Genomic DNA, 14,825 nt, shown 5'->3' with positions numbered 1-14,825 from the left:
GGCCGGAGCGGGGGGTCGTCGCGCCCCGCCCGGAGCGCAAGGTCAGCGGGACCCGGACTCGAAGGAGGCCAGCGCGGCGGTCAGCAGGGTCGTCCTGACCTCCTCCTCGGGCAGGTCGATCGTCTTGACCACCGCGTACTGGAGCGAGCCCAGAAGGGCCCACGCCCGGACCCTGCGCTCGGGGCCGGGGTCGGACCCGGCCAGGCGCTGGTAGATCCGGTCGCGGAAGGCGCGCAGGGCCTCGCCGGGGGAGCCGGGCGGCGCGTCGTCGGCCGTGTTGATGTCCTCCATGATCAACCGGATGATCGCCCGGTGCCGCACGATGAAGGTCACCAGGGCCTCGACGAAGGCCCGGTCGTCGTCGAAGTCGCCTTCGAGCAGGCCCACGATGTCCTCGCTGGCCGGTGAGATGAGCTCCGTGGCCAGCCGGTCCTTGGGATGGAAGTGGTAGGCGACCGCCGTCTTGGTCAGGCCCACGGCCGAGGCGATGTCGGCCAGCGAGGTCGCCGCGTAGCCGCGCTCGGCGAACAACCGCCGGGCGGCGTCCAGGATCCGGTCGCGTGTGTCGCTTCCAGGGTCAAGTGTGGTCATCGTCTCATTCCCACGCCGTCCGCACCATTTCGCAATATACCCGCATACCCTTATATCGTCGGTTTGTACGACCGTACAGGACGATGTTTCAGGCATATTTCACATTCATACGGGGCGGACATCGATGTCTGGTTTGCTGGGGCGGTTGGGAAGCTGGTGCGCGTGGCACGGAAGGGCGGTGCTGGCGCTGTGGGTGGCGGCGGCGGTGCTGCTGACCGCGGGCTCGGTGTTCTTTCCCGGCCCCACCAGCAACGACACCAGCATCCCCGGGACCGACGCGCAGCGGGCCCTGGACCTGATGAAGGAGGGCTTCGGCTCCGAGTACAGGACCGGTGGCACCTTCCAGATGGTCCTTTACTCGCCTGACGGCGCGCTCACCGCGAAGTCCAGGAAACGCGCGGTGGAACGCGCCGTGGAGCAGGTCCGTGACGTGCCGAACGTGGCGGAGGTGAAGACCCCCTACCGGATCGGCGGTCTGGCGCCCAGCCTGGAGATCGGCCTCATCACCGTCAAGCTCAAGGAAGGTGACTCCGCCACCCGGAGCGAGACGACGAAGCTCGTCTCCGAGGCGGTCGAGCCCGTACGGCAGGCGGGCATCGAGGCGGTCCCGGCCGACTCGTCCAACCCGGCGGACAAGGAGATCAAGACCGGGACGAGCGAGATCATCGGCATCGTCTGCGCGCTGCTGGTCCTGCTGCTCGCGTTCGGCACCCTGGTCGCCGCGATGATCCCGATCTTCGTCGCGCTGATCAGCATCGCGACCGGCCTCGGCGTGATCAGCCTGCTCGGCCACCTGCTGGACGTGCCCAAGCAGGCGTCGATCATGGCGACGATGATCGGCCTCGGCGTCGGCATCGACTACGCGCTCTTCCTGCTCAGCAGGCACCGCAAGCTGCTGGCCGACGGGCTGCCGGTCCACGAGGCGGTCCGCCGGGTGGTCGCCTCCTCGGGCGGCGCCGTGGTGTTCGCCGGCGGCACGGTGATCATCGCGCTCAGCGCGCTGCTGCTCGCGGGCTTCCCCCTGCTGCAGACGCTCGGCTGGATCACCGGCATCTCGGTCGTCGCCGCGGTGTTCACCTCGGTCACCCTGGTCCCCGCGCTGCTCGGCCTGCTCGGGCACCGCGTCAACGCGCTGCGCCTGCCGTTCGTGGGACGCCGGGGCAGCCACGGCTCCTCCGGCTGGACCGGGCTGGGCCTGTGGGTGGCCAGGCGCCCCTGGACCGTGCTCGCGCTCAGCGTCGCCCTGCTGGGCGCGCTGGCCGCGCCCGCCCTGGCGATGAAGCTGGGCACGCTCGACGACGGCTACAGCGACCGGGGCACCGACACGCGGCGCGCGTACGAGCTGCTGGAGGCCGGGTTCGGGCCCGGCATGAACGGACCGCTGGTCGTGGTGGCGGACCTGGACGTCAGGGTCGTGGACCGCGAGCCCGCCCCGGCCGTGCTGCAGCTGTTCAAGGACCGCGTCGCGGACGTCGACGGGGTCGCCCACGTCACCGACCCGGTCCTCAACAAGGGCGGTACGGCGGCGCTGCTGCAGGCGATCCCCGACTACGCCCCGGCCGACCCCCGCGCGCTGGAGGTGGTGGAGGCGGTACGCGCGCTCGACGTCCCCGGCGCCCAGGTGCACGTGGGCGGGAAGGTCGCGGGCATGGCCGACGCCGGCGACAGGATCGCCGGCCGCACGCCCCTGGTCGTCGGCGTGGTGATTCTGCTCAGCGCGCTGCTGCTGCTCCTGGCGTTCCGCTCGCCGGTCGTGGCGATCAAGGCCGCGCTGATGAACCTGGTCTCGCTCGGCGCCGCGTTCGGCGCGCTGTCGCTGGTGTTCTCCCTGGGGCTGGGCAGCGGCCTGGTCGGCATGGACCCGCCGGTCAGCACGGACGGCTCCTACCTGAGCACGATCTTCTTCACGGTGCCGATCGACAGCTACATCCCGCTGATGCTGTTCGCGATCCTGTTCGGCCTGTCCATGGACTACGAGGTCTTCCTGCTCACCGCGGTGCGCCAGGCCTACCTCAGGCACGGCGACAACCGCAGGGCGGTGGCCGAGGGGCTGGGCTCGACCGGCCGGGTCATCACCTCCGCCGCGTTGATCATGGTCGCGGTCTTCGTGGCCTTCATCGCCTACCCCGACCCCATGGTCAAGATCTTCGGCGTCGGGCTGGCGGTGGCCATCGCGGTGGACGCCACGATCATCCGGGGCCTGCTCGTCCCGGCGACCATGGTGCTGCTGGGCAGGCTCAACTGGTGGTGTCCTCCGTGGCTGGACCGCATCCTGCCGAACCTCTCCGTGGAGGGCCACGAGGAGGAGGACGAGGAGGAGAAGCCGGAGCCGCGCCGGGAGCTCGTCGGGGCCGGTCACGCCTCCTGAGGCCGGTCACGACGCCCTGAGGGACCGCTCGCACCTCCCGGGGGGCGGTCTTGCCTCCCGGGAGGGCCGCTCGTGCCTCCCGGGGGCGGTCGTGCCTCGGGGGGCCGGTCACGTCCGAGGAGGGCCGGTTGCGTCCGGGAGACGCCTCGCGCGTGCCCGGGGGCGTCCGGTGCCTCTCCTCCCAGTCGCTTCCAAGTGCTCCTCAAGTCGCTCCCGTCATGCTCTCGCCTGGGAAGCGAGTTTGGGGAGAGTGCGCAGATGTGGGCAAGAATCGGCACCGTGACGGGCCTGGTGCTGGCGAGCACGCTGGCGCTGCCGGGCACCGCGACGGCGGAACCCGAAGAGGTCGACGTCCCCGTCGGGACGTGGCTGGCAGCCAGGACGCACCCGGCCGTCCAGCTGACCTCGGTCTCCTACACGGCCGACGTGGCGGTGCCGACGCCCGTGGCGAACCTGGACGCGATCAAGGGACTGACCCAGCAGGGGGTCGCCGCCGTGCAGACCGGCAAGATCTCCTCCGACGAGAGGAGCATCTACCGCTGGGTCGTGCAGCAGATGGCCAAGAACCCGGGTCGCTACTTCTCGCCCGGCGGGCGGGAGCGGGTCGTCGAGGCGACGGCCGGAGGGCTCTGCACCGGCTGGTGGGTCACGCCGGACGGCTACATGGTCACCGCGGCGCACTGCGTCGGCCAGGAGGAGACCGCGCTGGCGAAGACCTTCGCCACCCAGGCCCTCACGAAGATCAACGAGAAGGACGCCGCGGACCTGGTCGCCGAGCTCGGTGACGTGGCCTCCGACGAGGAGATCCTGCGGACCGCGGCGAAGATCTTCCAGGTCTGGAACGCGGACAACATCAAGATCCGCAACGTCCAGAGCTCGCTCTCGCTGCTGCAGAGCCTGCCCGGCGGGGGCGTCGACAAGACCACCAAGACGGTGCCGCTCGAACTGGTGGCCAAGGGCACGGTCTACCCGGGCAAGGACGTCGCGATCCTCAAGGCCAACGGGCAGAGCAACCTGCCGACCGTGCCGCTGGGCGAGGACTCCGACGTCCGGGTCGGCGACACCCTCTACATCAGCGGGTTCCCCGGCACGGTGACGCAGACCTCGATCTTCAACATCGAGTCCAAGCTGGACCCGGCCTTCACCGAGGGCCCCTACAACGCCGACCGGCAGACCCCCGAGGGCGTGCCGTACATCCAGACCCAGGCGCCGTCCTACCCCGGCAACTCGGGCGGGCCGGTGTTCGGCAGGAACGGCAAGGTCATCGGCATCCTCGTCGGCGGGCTGATCCAGCAGGACGGCGGCTCCACCGAGGGTGAGAGCTTCGTGCTGCCGGTCAGCGTCGTCAAGGAGAAGCTGAACGAGAAGAACATCAAGCCCGCCCATTCGGCGACGACGACGGCGTACAACGAGGCGCTCGACCTGTTCTTCAGGAACAGGTACTCCGACGCGCTGCCCAAGTTCCGCGAGGTGCAGGCACTCCAGCCGAACCACCCCTACGTCGCCGTCTACATCCGCGACTCCCAGCAGGCCATCACGGCGGGCAAGGACGAGAGCGGCACGCCGATCCTGCCGTGGCTGCTGTGGGGAGGGGGCGGGCTGGTCGCGCTGTTCGTGATCGGCACGATCGTCGCGGTCACCAGGGGCAGGCGCCGCGCCAGGGGAGCGGCCCCGTTCCCGCCGGTCCCCTACGGGGATCGGCCCGGCCATCCGGTGCCGGGACACGGTCAGTACCCGCCGCAGGCGCAGCCGTACGGGGCGCCGCAGCACCCGTACCCGCAGCAGCAGCGCCCGGCCTACCCGTATCCGGGCGCGCCCGAGGACACCCGGGCGGTACGGCCGCAGTCGCCGTACGGTTACGAGCAGCCCCGGCGGGGTCCGGCCGGCCCGGGGGCCGACACCCGGATCGCCGGGCTGGAGGCGGAGCTGGAGGAGCTGCGCCGGAACATGGCGCAGCGCCCGCCCGACCACCGCTGACGTCACCGCCCGACCCGGCGTCCGATCCGAGCGCGCCCGTACGGTCCGGCGTCCGTTCGAGTCGACGTCCGCCTGGTCCGGTCCGGTCCGGCGCCCGCCCGATCGCGTGCCCGTCCGGCCGGAGCCGGAGCCCGTCCGGACGGGGCCGGAGGACGTCCCTAGGCGGGGACCCTCGCCCGGCGGCGTCCCTGGTAGCCGCTGTGCACGAGGATGTCGCCGGACCCGGCCGGTGGCGCGTACGGTCCGGTCCGGGTGACGGGACGGCCCCGGCCTTCGTGCGGCGCGGGAACGGACACGGCGGGACCGGCCGGCACCCGGGGACCCCCCGGCAGGGCGGGGCGGGCGGGCACGGCGGAGGTGGTGAACGGGGCGGGCCTGGCCGGGCCGGCCGCGATGGTCGTGCTGACCATGGAGTCGCCGCGTCGATGACGGCGGCCGCGCAGGGGGGCGTCCTGGACGAAGGTGGACGACTCCACCACGGGACGCTCGTGCAGGCGGCGCCTGCCCTGGTAGGGCGCGCGGGCACGGTCGTCGCGCGGGGTCCGCGCCCCGGTCTCCTCCAGGACGCCGACGGGGGCCGTGACCGCGGGGAACTCGGCCGCCGCGGCCGGGGTGAACGACGTGGTGGCCGGGACGAGCTCTGAGGGCCTGCCGACGAGACGGGCCGTGACGGGCGCGTTCCTCGGCATGCGGCGCCGCCCGGGGGCGCGCCGGCGGCCGGGGGACCTGCGAGGGGGCGCGACCGGTACGGCGCGTTCCGCGGCGGCCGCGAACCGGAGCCGCGACTGCTTCGCCTTGGTGTGCGCGAGGATCGCGACCGCGGCCAGCAGCACCGGTGCGAGCACCGCGGGGGTGCCGAGTTCCGGGGTGTACCCGGTGACGTCGCCGGTGGAGGCGACGGGCGTGGTCGCGAGCGCGCTGGTGTCGGCGGTGGACGCCTTGGCGTGCTTGCCCTGCGAGGTACGGCCCGCGACGGCCGGGCCCTTGGCCTGGATGCCCGCCTTGGTCCCGGTCTTGGTCCCGGTCGTGCTCTTCGACGCCTCCGCGGCGTCGCCCTTCTTGGAGGGGGGCGTCCTGTCGCCGTCCGCGGCCCGGGGGCCCTGGTCGCGGGTCTGCTCGGCGGGCTTCTTGGCGTGCTTGGGGGAGGCCTTGGTCGTACCGGAACCCGTGGAGGAGCGGGTGGGGGCAGGAGTGGGGACGACGGCGACGAGCCCGGGCACGTCGGTGGTGGGGCCGGCGGGGCCGTTGATGGTGGCGGGGTTCTGGATCGTCTCCTGCTGCGCCTCCCTGTCCAGCCGGGCCTTGATCTTCTCCGGGTACCCGTAGCCGACGACCTTGTCGGTCTCGCGCTCCTTGCGCTTGGCGACCCCGCCGTCGATGTTGCCCTCGATCGTGTGGATCCTGCCGCCCTCGACCGCGGTGACGATCCCGACGTGGTCGATGCGGTCGACGCTGCCGGAGCCGCCCCAGTCGAAGAAGACGATGGCGCCGGGCTTGGGGGTGGTCCCCCAGGCGTCCTGCTCCCGGAACCACTCGGCGTGGTACACGGTGTAGGCGAACTGGCCCACCCAGGCCTCGTAGCCGAGCTGCTCGGCCGCCCACGACAGGTACATGTCGCACCACGGCGCGGAGGTGTAGTCGGCGTCGAACTCGACGGTCTTGCCGTACCAGCTACCGAACTTGGTGTAGCCGCCGCTCTTCTCGGAGTAACCGAGCTGGCTCTCGAGCAGCTCGATGAACTTCTGCATCTCAGGAATCATGTGAGGCATCAGGGGGACCCCCGGCGGCCGTGCGTCCGGTCGCTCCGCCCTGCGACCCGGCCACCGGGAGACGAGGTTGGACGACGGCACGTGCACGACGACCCACCGCGGGGGCGGTGGGGCGCGTGTGGCGGTGCCATTGACCGGATGTCTTCCGTGACGAGGGAGGTTACCCGGACAAAAGGGGGATTTACGACACACCACGGTGCTCGCGGCGTCACCCACGGTCACGCAATCAAACAAACAACGACGTCAACGGCCGATTTCGGACTTTACGCCACCAAACCGCTCCAACAAAAGATCTACCAAAGAGCCTCGCGTCCGGCCGGCCCGGACCTTCGCCTCCCTGACGCCCCGGGTAGTCTGGTATTTTCTGCGAGTTTTCCTCCCGTTTGGGGTATATGGGTAGTCGTGTAGGTATTTGTCCCCATGTGTAGGAATCGCTTGTGCGAGAGGCTGGTCTCATCCAGCAAAGGCTCCTGCAAGCGGAAAAGGATCGAAGGTACGAGCCATGTGTCAGCACCAGCCTCGATGTCCCCTGGCGAGCGCCCCCGACCACGACGCCGCCCACCTGGTGGTCTTCCATCCCGAACAGGGATGGGGTCTGCTCTGCAACGGGGTCGTGGTCTTCGACGACACCGGAGCACTCCTTCCGGACGGGAGCAGCGTCCCCGTGCACGGCATCCCCGTCCACCGGGACTCTCTGGGACGTGCGGCGTGAGCGGCCCCCTCCGCGTCGCCGACACCCTCGACGCGTCCCCCGTAGCCCCCGCACCCTCCGCACCCCCCGCCCCCGCCGTCGAGGCGACCACCCCCACCGGGACGTCCGGCATCGCCGGCGCCCCCGGGATCGTCCACGTGTTCGGGACCTCGTGCGCCCGTGACGACGCGGACGGTGCGACATCGTCGGAGCCGTGCCCGCAGGCCGTCTCACCGGTGTCCATCGGACGGCCGTCCACGGACCCCCACCCCGGCCGCCCGGTCGTCCGGGAGCGCTGGCACCTGTTCGCCCCCGACTCCTCGTCCGTGCCCCGGGCACGTCACATGACCCGTGACTGCCTGGAGGGCTGGGGGCTGCACGAGCACAGCCAGGTCGCCGAGCTGCTCGTCAGCGAGCTGGTCACCAACGCGCTGCGCCACTCGCGGGGAGCGATCCGCCTCGCCCTGTACTTCACGGACGGCATGCTGCGCGGCGAGGTCGAGGACGCCGACCCCTCCCTGCCCCGGGTGTGCCAGGCACGCGACGAGGACGAGCGAGGACGCGGGATGTACCTGCTCGAACTGCTCTCCTGCTGCTGGGGCAGCGCCCGTACCGCCACCGGCAAGACCGTCTGGTTCGAGCTCACCGCGTCCCCCGCGCAGGGCTGAACCCACCTGCCTCTCCCCGAGGCGGAGAGCGGGTCCCCCGACCCGTCGTCTCCCGCCGAAGGCCGGAGCCGGTGAGCATCGCACTCACCGGCTCCGGCCTCCCCCTCGCCCGGATCCCCCTCGCCCCCGGCCCCTCTCGCCCTCCCGGGAAGCCCTCTCGTGGGTCGGTCCAGGTCTCTCCCGCGTCTCCTGACGGCCCTCTCGCGGCCGATCGCGTGTCCTGGGCCTGGGGACCTCGGCCACCGTGCCCGTCCACGTCAGGACGTCGTCAGGCGCCCGGAGGGTGGCGTCCGTTCGTGCCCCCGTCGTCGTCCCGGGTGCCGTCCTGGAAACCGTCGCGGTCGCCGGTCCGGTTGCGCTCACCGGTCCAGACCGCGATCTGGGCCCGTGAGTGGAAGCCGAGCTTGGTCATGATGTGCTCCACATGGCCCTCCGCGGTGCGGCGGGCGATGGTCAGCGTGGTCGCGATGTCCCTGTTGCTGAGCCCCCGGGCGATGAGCTGGGCGATCTCCGTCTCCCTGGGGGTCAGCGGCGACGGCTCGGCCTCGGCGACCGGGACGACGGGACGATCGAGCTCCTCCAGGGCGGCGGCGATCGCCTCGTCACAGGTCATCCTGGCCCCCTGCCGGACCGCCGCGTCGAAGGCGGCCCCGCCCAGCGCGTCACGGGCGGCGGCCTCGCACTCGTCGTGGTAGCACACCAGGTGCCCGTATCCGGACAGCCGCGCCCCCAGAGCCTGCCAGATCCGCTCCAGGACCCCCAGCAGCCTGGCCGCCCGGAGGTGGTCGCCCTCGGCGGCGGCGATCCAGGCCAGCACCTCCAGGTTGACGCCGGTGCCCAGCAGGTCGTCGATCGAGCGGTTGAACCTCAGGCTCTCCTTCTCCAGCTCGATCGCGCGCCGCGCGTCACCCTGACGCCAGACCGCGACGCCGAGCGCCATCATGGTGTACGCCCGGTGCCAGCCCTCCCCGTGGGCGTCGCAGAGCTCCAGGCAGCGCTCCCCGAAGGAGATCGAGTTCGGCCAGTCCCCCCGGAAGGAGTGGGCCAGGCAGAGCCGGATGAGCGCCGCGGCCTGACCGGTCGGGTCGTCCTCGGCGCGGTGGCGTTCCGCCGCGTCCTCGTACAGCCTGATCGCGACGTCGACCTCGTTCCGGGACATCGCGATCATCCCCGAGAAGAGGGCGACGTAGCCGAGGATCGCCTCCTGTCCCGGTCTCCTGCCGATCGTCCCGGCCTCCTCCAGCATCGCCTCGGCGGCGGTCATGTCGGCCTGGATGACGGCCAGCCAGCCACCGGACCACAGGGCCCGGCCCCTGGTCCCGTCCGGCCCGGTCCCGAGCAGGGCCCGGTCCAGCCAGCGGCGTCCCTCGCCGAGGTAGTGGCTCGTGATCCAGTGGTAGAGCAGGTCGGCGGCCATGCCCAGGGCCTCGGACCCCTCGCCGGGTTCGGTGAAGCAGTACTCCAGCGCGGTGCGCAGGTTGGCGTGGTCGAGCTTCAACCGGCCGAACCAGGCCACCTGGCCGGGACCGAACCGCTCCGCGTACGCCTGTGCCGACAGCCGCCGGTAGTGGTCACGGTGGCGCCGCCGCAGCGCGGTCTCCTGTCCCGATGCCACCAGGCGCTCCCGGCCGTACTGCCTGAGCGTCTCCAGCAGCCGGTAGCGCGCGGCCGAGGGCGTGCCGGGGTGGTCCTCGCGGATCAGGATGGACTTGCCCACCAGCCCGATCACCAGGTCGATCACCTCGTCCCGCTCGATGCCGTCCCCCGAGCAGACCGCCTCGGCCGCCTGGAGGTCCAGGCCGTCGGTGAACACCGACATGCGCGCCCACAGCAGCCGTTCCTGCTCGGTGCACAGGACGTGGCTCCAGTCGATCAGGGCGCGCAGCGTCCGCTGGCGGGGCAGCGCCGCGGGCGATCCCCCGGTCAGCAGCCGGAAGCGGTCGTCCAGGCGGGACAGCAGCTCGGCGGGGGACAGGGCTCGCAGCCGTACGACCGCGAGCTCGATCGCGAGCGGGATGCCGTCCAGCCTGCGGCAGATGCGCTCCACGTCGGACCGGTTGCCGTCGGTGACCGTGAACCCCGGGACGATCGAGGCCGCCCGCTCGGTGAACAGCCGTACCGCCTCCGAGGTGGCGGGCGGTGCCGCGGGCGGCGCGGGACGGTCCGGGTCCGGCGGGGCGGGGGGCAGCGGCAACGGCGGCACGGGAAGGCTCTGCTCCCCGGCGATGCCCAGCGCCTGACGGCTGGTGGCGAGGATCCGCAGGCCCGGGGCGGAGCGGATAAGGCTCTCCGCCAGCACGGCGCAGTCGCGGATCAGGTGCTCGCAGTTGTCCAGGATCAGCAGGGCCCGCTTCGGCCGCAGGTAATCGGTGAGCACCTCGGCGGGGGGCCGGGTGGAGACGTCCCGGATGGCCAGCATCTCGCTCACCGACCCGACGAGCAGTTCCGGGTCCCGCAGCCCGGCCAGCTCGACCAGCCACACCCCGTCGGGGAAGGCCCGCTGGACGTCGGCGGCGACGTGCAGGGCGAGCCGGGTCTTGCCGACCCCGCCGGGACCGGTGAGGGTCACCACGCGGGCCATGGACAGCAGGCGTCTGACCTCGGCGATCTCATGCCGACGTCCTACGAAACTGGTCACCTCGGACGGCAGGTCCGTTGCCTGCCGACGCCTGCGGGCGACCGATGCCACCTCGTCCATCAGGACCTCACGCCGGCTTCGTCACGTGGACCGCCGTGTGGCTGGATCCGGACCGGCGTCTCCACACTATGCGCAGGGCGTGACCTCCCGGTACGCGCCGTGTCCGTACGGTCACCGCACGGGCGGGCCTTTGCGGGGGGCATGCCCGCGGGACGTGGCGGTTCCGGGGTTCCGGCGGCCCGGACGTCCCCCGGTCCAAGGTTTCCACCGGCCGGGGCCCCACCGGCCGGGGCCTGTCGGCCGGGGGTCCGTCGGTCAGGGGCCTCAGCGGTCAGGAGAGCACGGGGGCAGGTCCACGAGGGCGGTCCCGGAGGACACGGCGCCCTCCGGCAGGGTGGTGATCGTCACCAGCCGGGTGGCGTGCCCGTCGCACCCCTGCGGTTCGCCGAACTCCCCGGTCACCTCCCGCGCGTACTCGGTGCCGCCGGAGAGCTCCAGCTCCCGCGTGTCCGAGGTCAGCGTGTCCGAGGGCGGCGTGTCGTGCGCGCCGCCCGGTCCCTGGGCGAAGCCGAGCCGCACGGTCACGGGCTCGGGGCCGGAGGTCGTCACCTGGAACGCGACGGTGGTGCCGTCGAAGGAGGTGATGGAGACCGCGGGGGGCTCGCACGGCTCGCCGCGGGCCTCCTCGGTGCGGCTGAACGCCCCGCCGGGGGCCCCGGGCACGGTGGAGACCGTGACCCGGCGGTGGACGGTGTGCCCGCAGGCCGGGTCGGCGAAGGCGTACGGGAGGGCGTGCGAGTAGGACGTGGACCCGCCGAGCACGACGGTGCGCGGGGGCGCCTCGGCGAGACGCCCGGGGTCGGGCCCCTCGGCGAACGTGACGGTGACCGTGACGTCGTCGGGCGTGGAGGCGCGCAGACGGACCACGGCCCCGTACGCGTCGATCCGCGGGATCGACAGGTCGCCGACCGTGTGCGCGGGCGCCGGTGGCCGTCGCGTCCCGGTGGGCGACCCCGTGGGGCTCGGCGTGGTGCTCGGGGTGGGGTCCGGCGGGCGGGCGGAGGGGGTCCGGGAGCCGGTCGGGGTGGGGGCGGTCGTGCGGGGGCGTTCCGGGAGCGGCGGGACCGCCGGGGTCGGCGGGGACGTCGGGACCGCGGGGGACATCGGAGGCGGCGGGGGCACGACGGGGACCGGGGCGGCGCGGTCGGCGGGAGTGGCCCGCGAGGGGGACGGGATCCGCTCGGCGACCGTGCTCCGCGAGGGTCGCGGCTTCCCGGGTCCCGCCGGCGCGGTCGCGCGCGTCCGCTGCCGTACCGGGGTCTCCTCGACCACCGCGGAGTCGGGCGGCGGGGTGAAGATCGTGTCCGCGGAGAGCCTGTCCTGCGGCCGGTTGCCCGCGATCACCCCGGCGGTCATCGCGACGGTGATCACCCCCAGCCCGGCCAGCGTCCTGGGACCCAGCCGGGGACGCCGGATCCGGTCCGCCCGCCCCGCCCGCCCGGCCCGGCCTCCCCGGCCGAACACGCCCCCTCTGCCCGCGGGCCCGGCCTCCGCCGCCGGTCGCGCCAGCGGGAACGTCAGCGCCAGCAGCGTGGCCAGCTCGGCGAGATGCCGCCGCCCGCGCTGCTCCCACTCCGGCCCGTACGCCGCGGGCGCCGCGGCCTCCACCTCCTGGAGGAACTCCCGCGCGCTCCGCGGCCGGTCCGCCGGGTCGACGGCCATGCCGCGGGTGATCAGCCCGCGTACCGAGCTGGGCACCTCGTCGACCGGGACGGGCGCCGCACCGCGGTGCGCCGGTGCGGCGCCGGGACCGGTCTCCGGCGGCCTGCGGCCGGTGAGGCACTCGTAGAACACGCACGCGGCCGCGTGGACGTCGGCCGCCGCGCTCGCCGGGGCCCCCTGCCGCCGCTCGGGCGCCAGGTAGGCGAGGCCACCCGGGTGCCCGGCGGGGAGGGCGATGCCGAGATCGGCCAGCTTGCTGCCGCCGTCGGCCTGGACCAGCACGTTCTCGGGCCTGAGGTCGCGGTGCAGCACCCCGGCGTCGTGCGCGGCGGCCAGGCCGAGCAGCGAGCCCCTGAGCACGGCCAGCGCCGCCTCGGGACTGGTCGTGCCGTGCTCGTCCAGGATCCGCCGGAGCGCGACCCCGTCGACCAGCTCCATCACGACCGCGGCCTCGAGCACGTCCTCGTAGTACTCGTGGAGCCCCACCACGTTCGGATCCCGCAGCTCCACCAGGACGCGCGCCTCCGCCCGGAAGCGCGCCAGGAAGCCGGGGTCGTCCTTGAGGGTCGCGTCGAAGTACTTGATGGCCACGTAGGCCCCGGTGGGGGCGTACGTGGCCAGCACCACGCGTCCGCCCCCGCCGGCACCGAGTTCCCGGATCTCGCGGTATTCCGGAACCATCCAGCCCCCTTCGGCGTGCCGTCGCTTGTTCGACGGTCTCACCCCCGTGGTCGGTTGTCACGATCGGTCAAGTTCGGCGAAGAACGCGGGTGACCGCCGCCGGGTTCGCGGGGGTCCGGACGTGACGGAGGGCCCAGACGGTCAGCGCGCCGCGCGGTCCCGGGTGAGCGACTCGTAGACGGCCTCGGCCAGGCGGTGGCCGCGGAGGCCGCCCGAGACGGCGCCGGCCATCCTGTTCATCGTGTACGCCATGCCCAGGCCGTACGCGGGGTCGCCGAGCCCCAGCGACCCGCCCATGCCGGTGTGGCCGAACGCGGACTCCGCGCCGGCGGACGGGGTGAGGAAGGTCATCGCCGGGCGCATGTACCCCAGGCCGAAGGAGCTGTCGACGAACAGCACCCGGTCCGGGCCGTTCACCCTCCTGCGCGTCGCCTCCCGCAGGGTCTCCGGCCGGACGATCCGCCCGGCGACCAGGTCGCGGTAGAAGCCCGCCAGGCCGCGGGCGGTGGTGACGGCGCCCATCGCGGGCCAGCCGGCGCGCAGGACGAGCGGGTGGTTGGCGCCGCCGGGCAGCAGGTGGATCGGCGGGTTGCCCAGCGCCCGGTTCATCAGGCTGTCCCTGTCCATCGCCGCCCGGGCCATCAGCAGGAGCGGGTCCTCGTCCACGGCGCCCCCGCTCGCGGGGGTCTCGCCCGCGCGGTCCTCTCCGGCGGGAGCCGGGTTCGCCGTACCCCCGGCGCCCGTACCTCCGGCGCCCGTACCCCCGCCCGCGGGGTCCCCGCCCACCGCGTCACGGTTCGCCGTGCTTCCCGCGTCCGCGTCCGGGGTCGCCGGGGGCCCGTCGGGAGCGGGGGGCCTGCGGTCCCCGGCGGAGAGCCGCGCCGCCCGCGCCGCCACATCGTCGCCGGCCCCCACCCACAGGTCCAGGCCGGACGGCCCGGAGATCTCGGCGGCGACGATCTCCCCCACGGACGAGCCCGACACCCTGCGGATCACCTCGCCGACCAGGAACCCGTACGTCAGCGCGTGGTACCCGTGCGCGGTCCCGGGCTCCCAGATCGGGGCCTGCCCGGCCAGCCGGTCCGCGATGGCGGCCTGGTCCTCGAACTCCTCCACCGGGACCGGCTCCTCGATCGCGGGCAGTCCCGCCTGGTGGGTGAGCAGGTGCTCGACGGTGACGCGGTCCTTGCCGCGGCGGGCGAACTCCGGCCAGACGTCCGCGACCGGGGCGGAGACGTCGAGCAGGCCGCGCTCGGCCAGCGTCAGCGCCACCGTCGCGGTCACCGCCTTCGTGCACGAGTACGCCAGCACGGGGGTGTCACGCTCCCAGGGGCGCCCGCTCCTGCGGTCGGCGGTCCCGCCCCACAGGTCGACGACCGGCTCGCCGTCCACGAAGACCGCGAACGCCGCGCCCAGCTCCTCGCCGTCGGCGAAGTGCCCGTCGAACACCTCCCGCACCCGGGAGAAACGGGGGTCGCAGTGCCCGTGGGTCCGCACGCCGCTCCGGGTCGTGTCCTCTGCCGTCATCGTCCGCCCCGCCTCGTCCGGAAGTGAGCACTTGCTTGGTGGCCGAGCCTAACAACCGGGGCCGCCCCGGCCCAGGAGACCGGCGCGGGACCCTCGGCCGACCCGCCGACGCTCCTCCGGCCGCACCCCGGCCGGGGGTGCGCGGTCGTGTCCTTGGGCCTTCCGGGAGGAGCCTTCCGAGCCCTTGCCGGAG

Annotated in this window: 9 protein-coding genes; 4 read left to right on the top strand and 5 right to left on the bottom strand. The window is 73.3% G+C overall.

The features are described 5' to 3' along the window. Positions 1-42: 42 nt before the first annotated feature. Positions 43-591, bottom strand: coding sequence for a TetR/AcrR family transcriptional regulator (locus ABD832_RS38695; RefSeq protein WP_344906673.1), 549 nt, complete (start codon positions 589-591; stop codon positions 43-45). Between the two features lie 124 nt (positions 592-715). Here ABD832_RS38695 and ABD832_RS38690 point away from each other — a divergent pair, with 124 nt between their 5' ends. Further along, positions 716-2,959 carry an MMPL family transporter gene (locus ABD832_RS38690; protein WP_344906670.1) on the top strand — a complete coding sequence of 748 codons (2,244 nt, stop codon included), beginning with the start codon at positions 716-718 and terminating at the stop codon, positions 2,957-2,959. Positions 2,960-3,217: 258 nt separating this feature from the next. Next, complete coding sequence (locus ABD832_RS38685; RefSeq protein WP_344906667.1) at positions 3,218-4,936, top strand: trypsin-like peptidase domain-containing protein; 1,719 nt, start codon at positions 3,218-3,220, stop codon at positions 4,934-4,936. Positions 4,937-5,094: 158 nt separating this feature from the next. Here the strand turns inward: ABD832_RS38685 and ABD832_RS38680 are convergent, their stop codons facing one another. Further along, positions 5,095-6,684, bottom strand: a complete 1,590-nt coding sequence (locus ABD832_RS38680) for a CHAP domain-containing protein (protein WP_344906664.1) — start codon at positions 6,682-6,684, stop codon at positions 5,095-5,097. A 523-nt stretch (positions 6,685-7,207) separates the two neighbouring features. On the opposite strand from ABD832_RS38680, the gene ABD832_RS38675 reads away from it, so the two are divergent. Further along, the gene (locus ABD832_RS38675) at positions 7,208-7,417 is read left to right on the top strand and encodes a DUF5999 family protein (protein WP_344906661.1); all 210 of its coding nucleotides are present in this window, start codon (positions 7,208-7,210) and stop codon (positions 7,415-7,417) included. Beyond that, positions 7,414-8,064, top strand: coding sequence for an ATP-binding protein (locus ABD832_RS38670; protein ID WP_344906658.1), 651 nt, complete (start codon positions 7,414-7,416; stop codon positions 8,062-8,064). Before ABD832_RS38675 ends, ABD832_RS38670 begins: the two co-directional genes overlap by 4 nt. 268 nt (positions 8,065-8,332) lie before the next feature. Here ABD832_RS38670 and ABD832_RS38665 read toward each other — a convergent pair whose 3' ends face one another. The 3 genes from ABD832_RS38665 to ABD832_RS38655 form a co-directional block, all read right to left on the bottom strand. Then, entirely contained in the window at positions 8,333-10,762 is a 2,430-nt protein-coding gene (locus tag ABD832_RS38665) for an ATP-binding protein (RefSeq protein WP_344906655.1), read from the bottom strand. A 264-nt stretch (positions 10,763-11,026) separates the two neighbouring features. Beyond that, entirely contained in the window at positions 11,027-13,105 is a 2,079-nt protein-coding gene (locus ABD832_RS38660) for a protein kinase domain-containing protein (protein ID WP_344906652.1), read from the bottom strand. A 141-nt stretch (positions 13,106-13,246) separates the two neighbouring features. Further along, a complete protein-coding gene (locus ABD832_RS38655; RefSeq protein WP_344906649.1) occupies positions 13,247-14,632 on the bottom strand; it encodes a serine hydrolase domain-containing protein in 1,386 nt (461 codons plus the stop codon). Positions 14,633-14,825: the final 193 nt, after the last annotated feature.

It is taken from the genome of Streptosporangium longisporum (assembly GCF_039534895.1).
Lineage (GTDB): Bacteria > Actinomycetota > Actinomycetes > Streptosporangiales > Streptosporangiaceae > Streptosporangium > Streptosporangium longisporum.
This window is presented reverse-complemented; position numbering and strand designations above follow the sequence as displayed.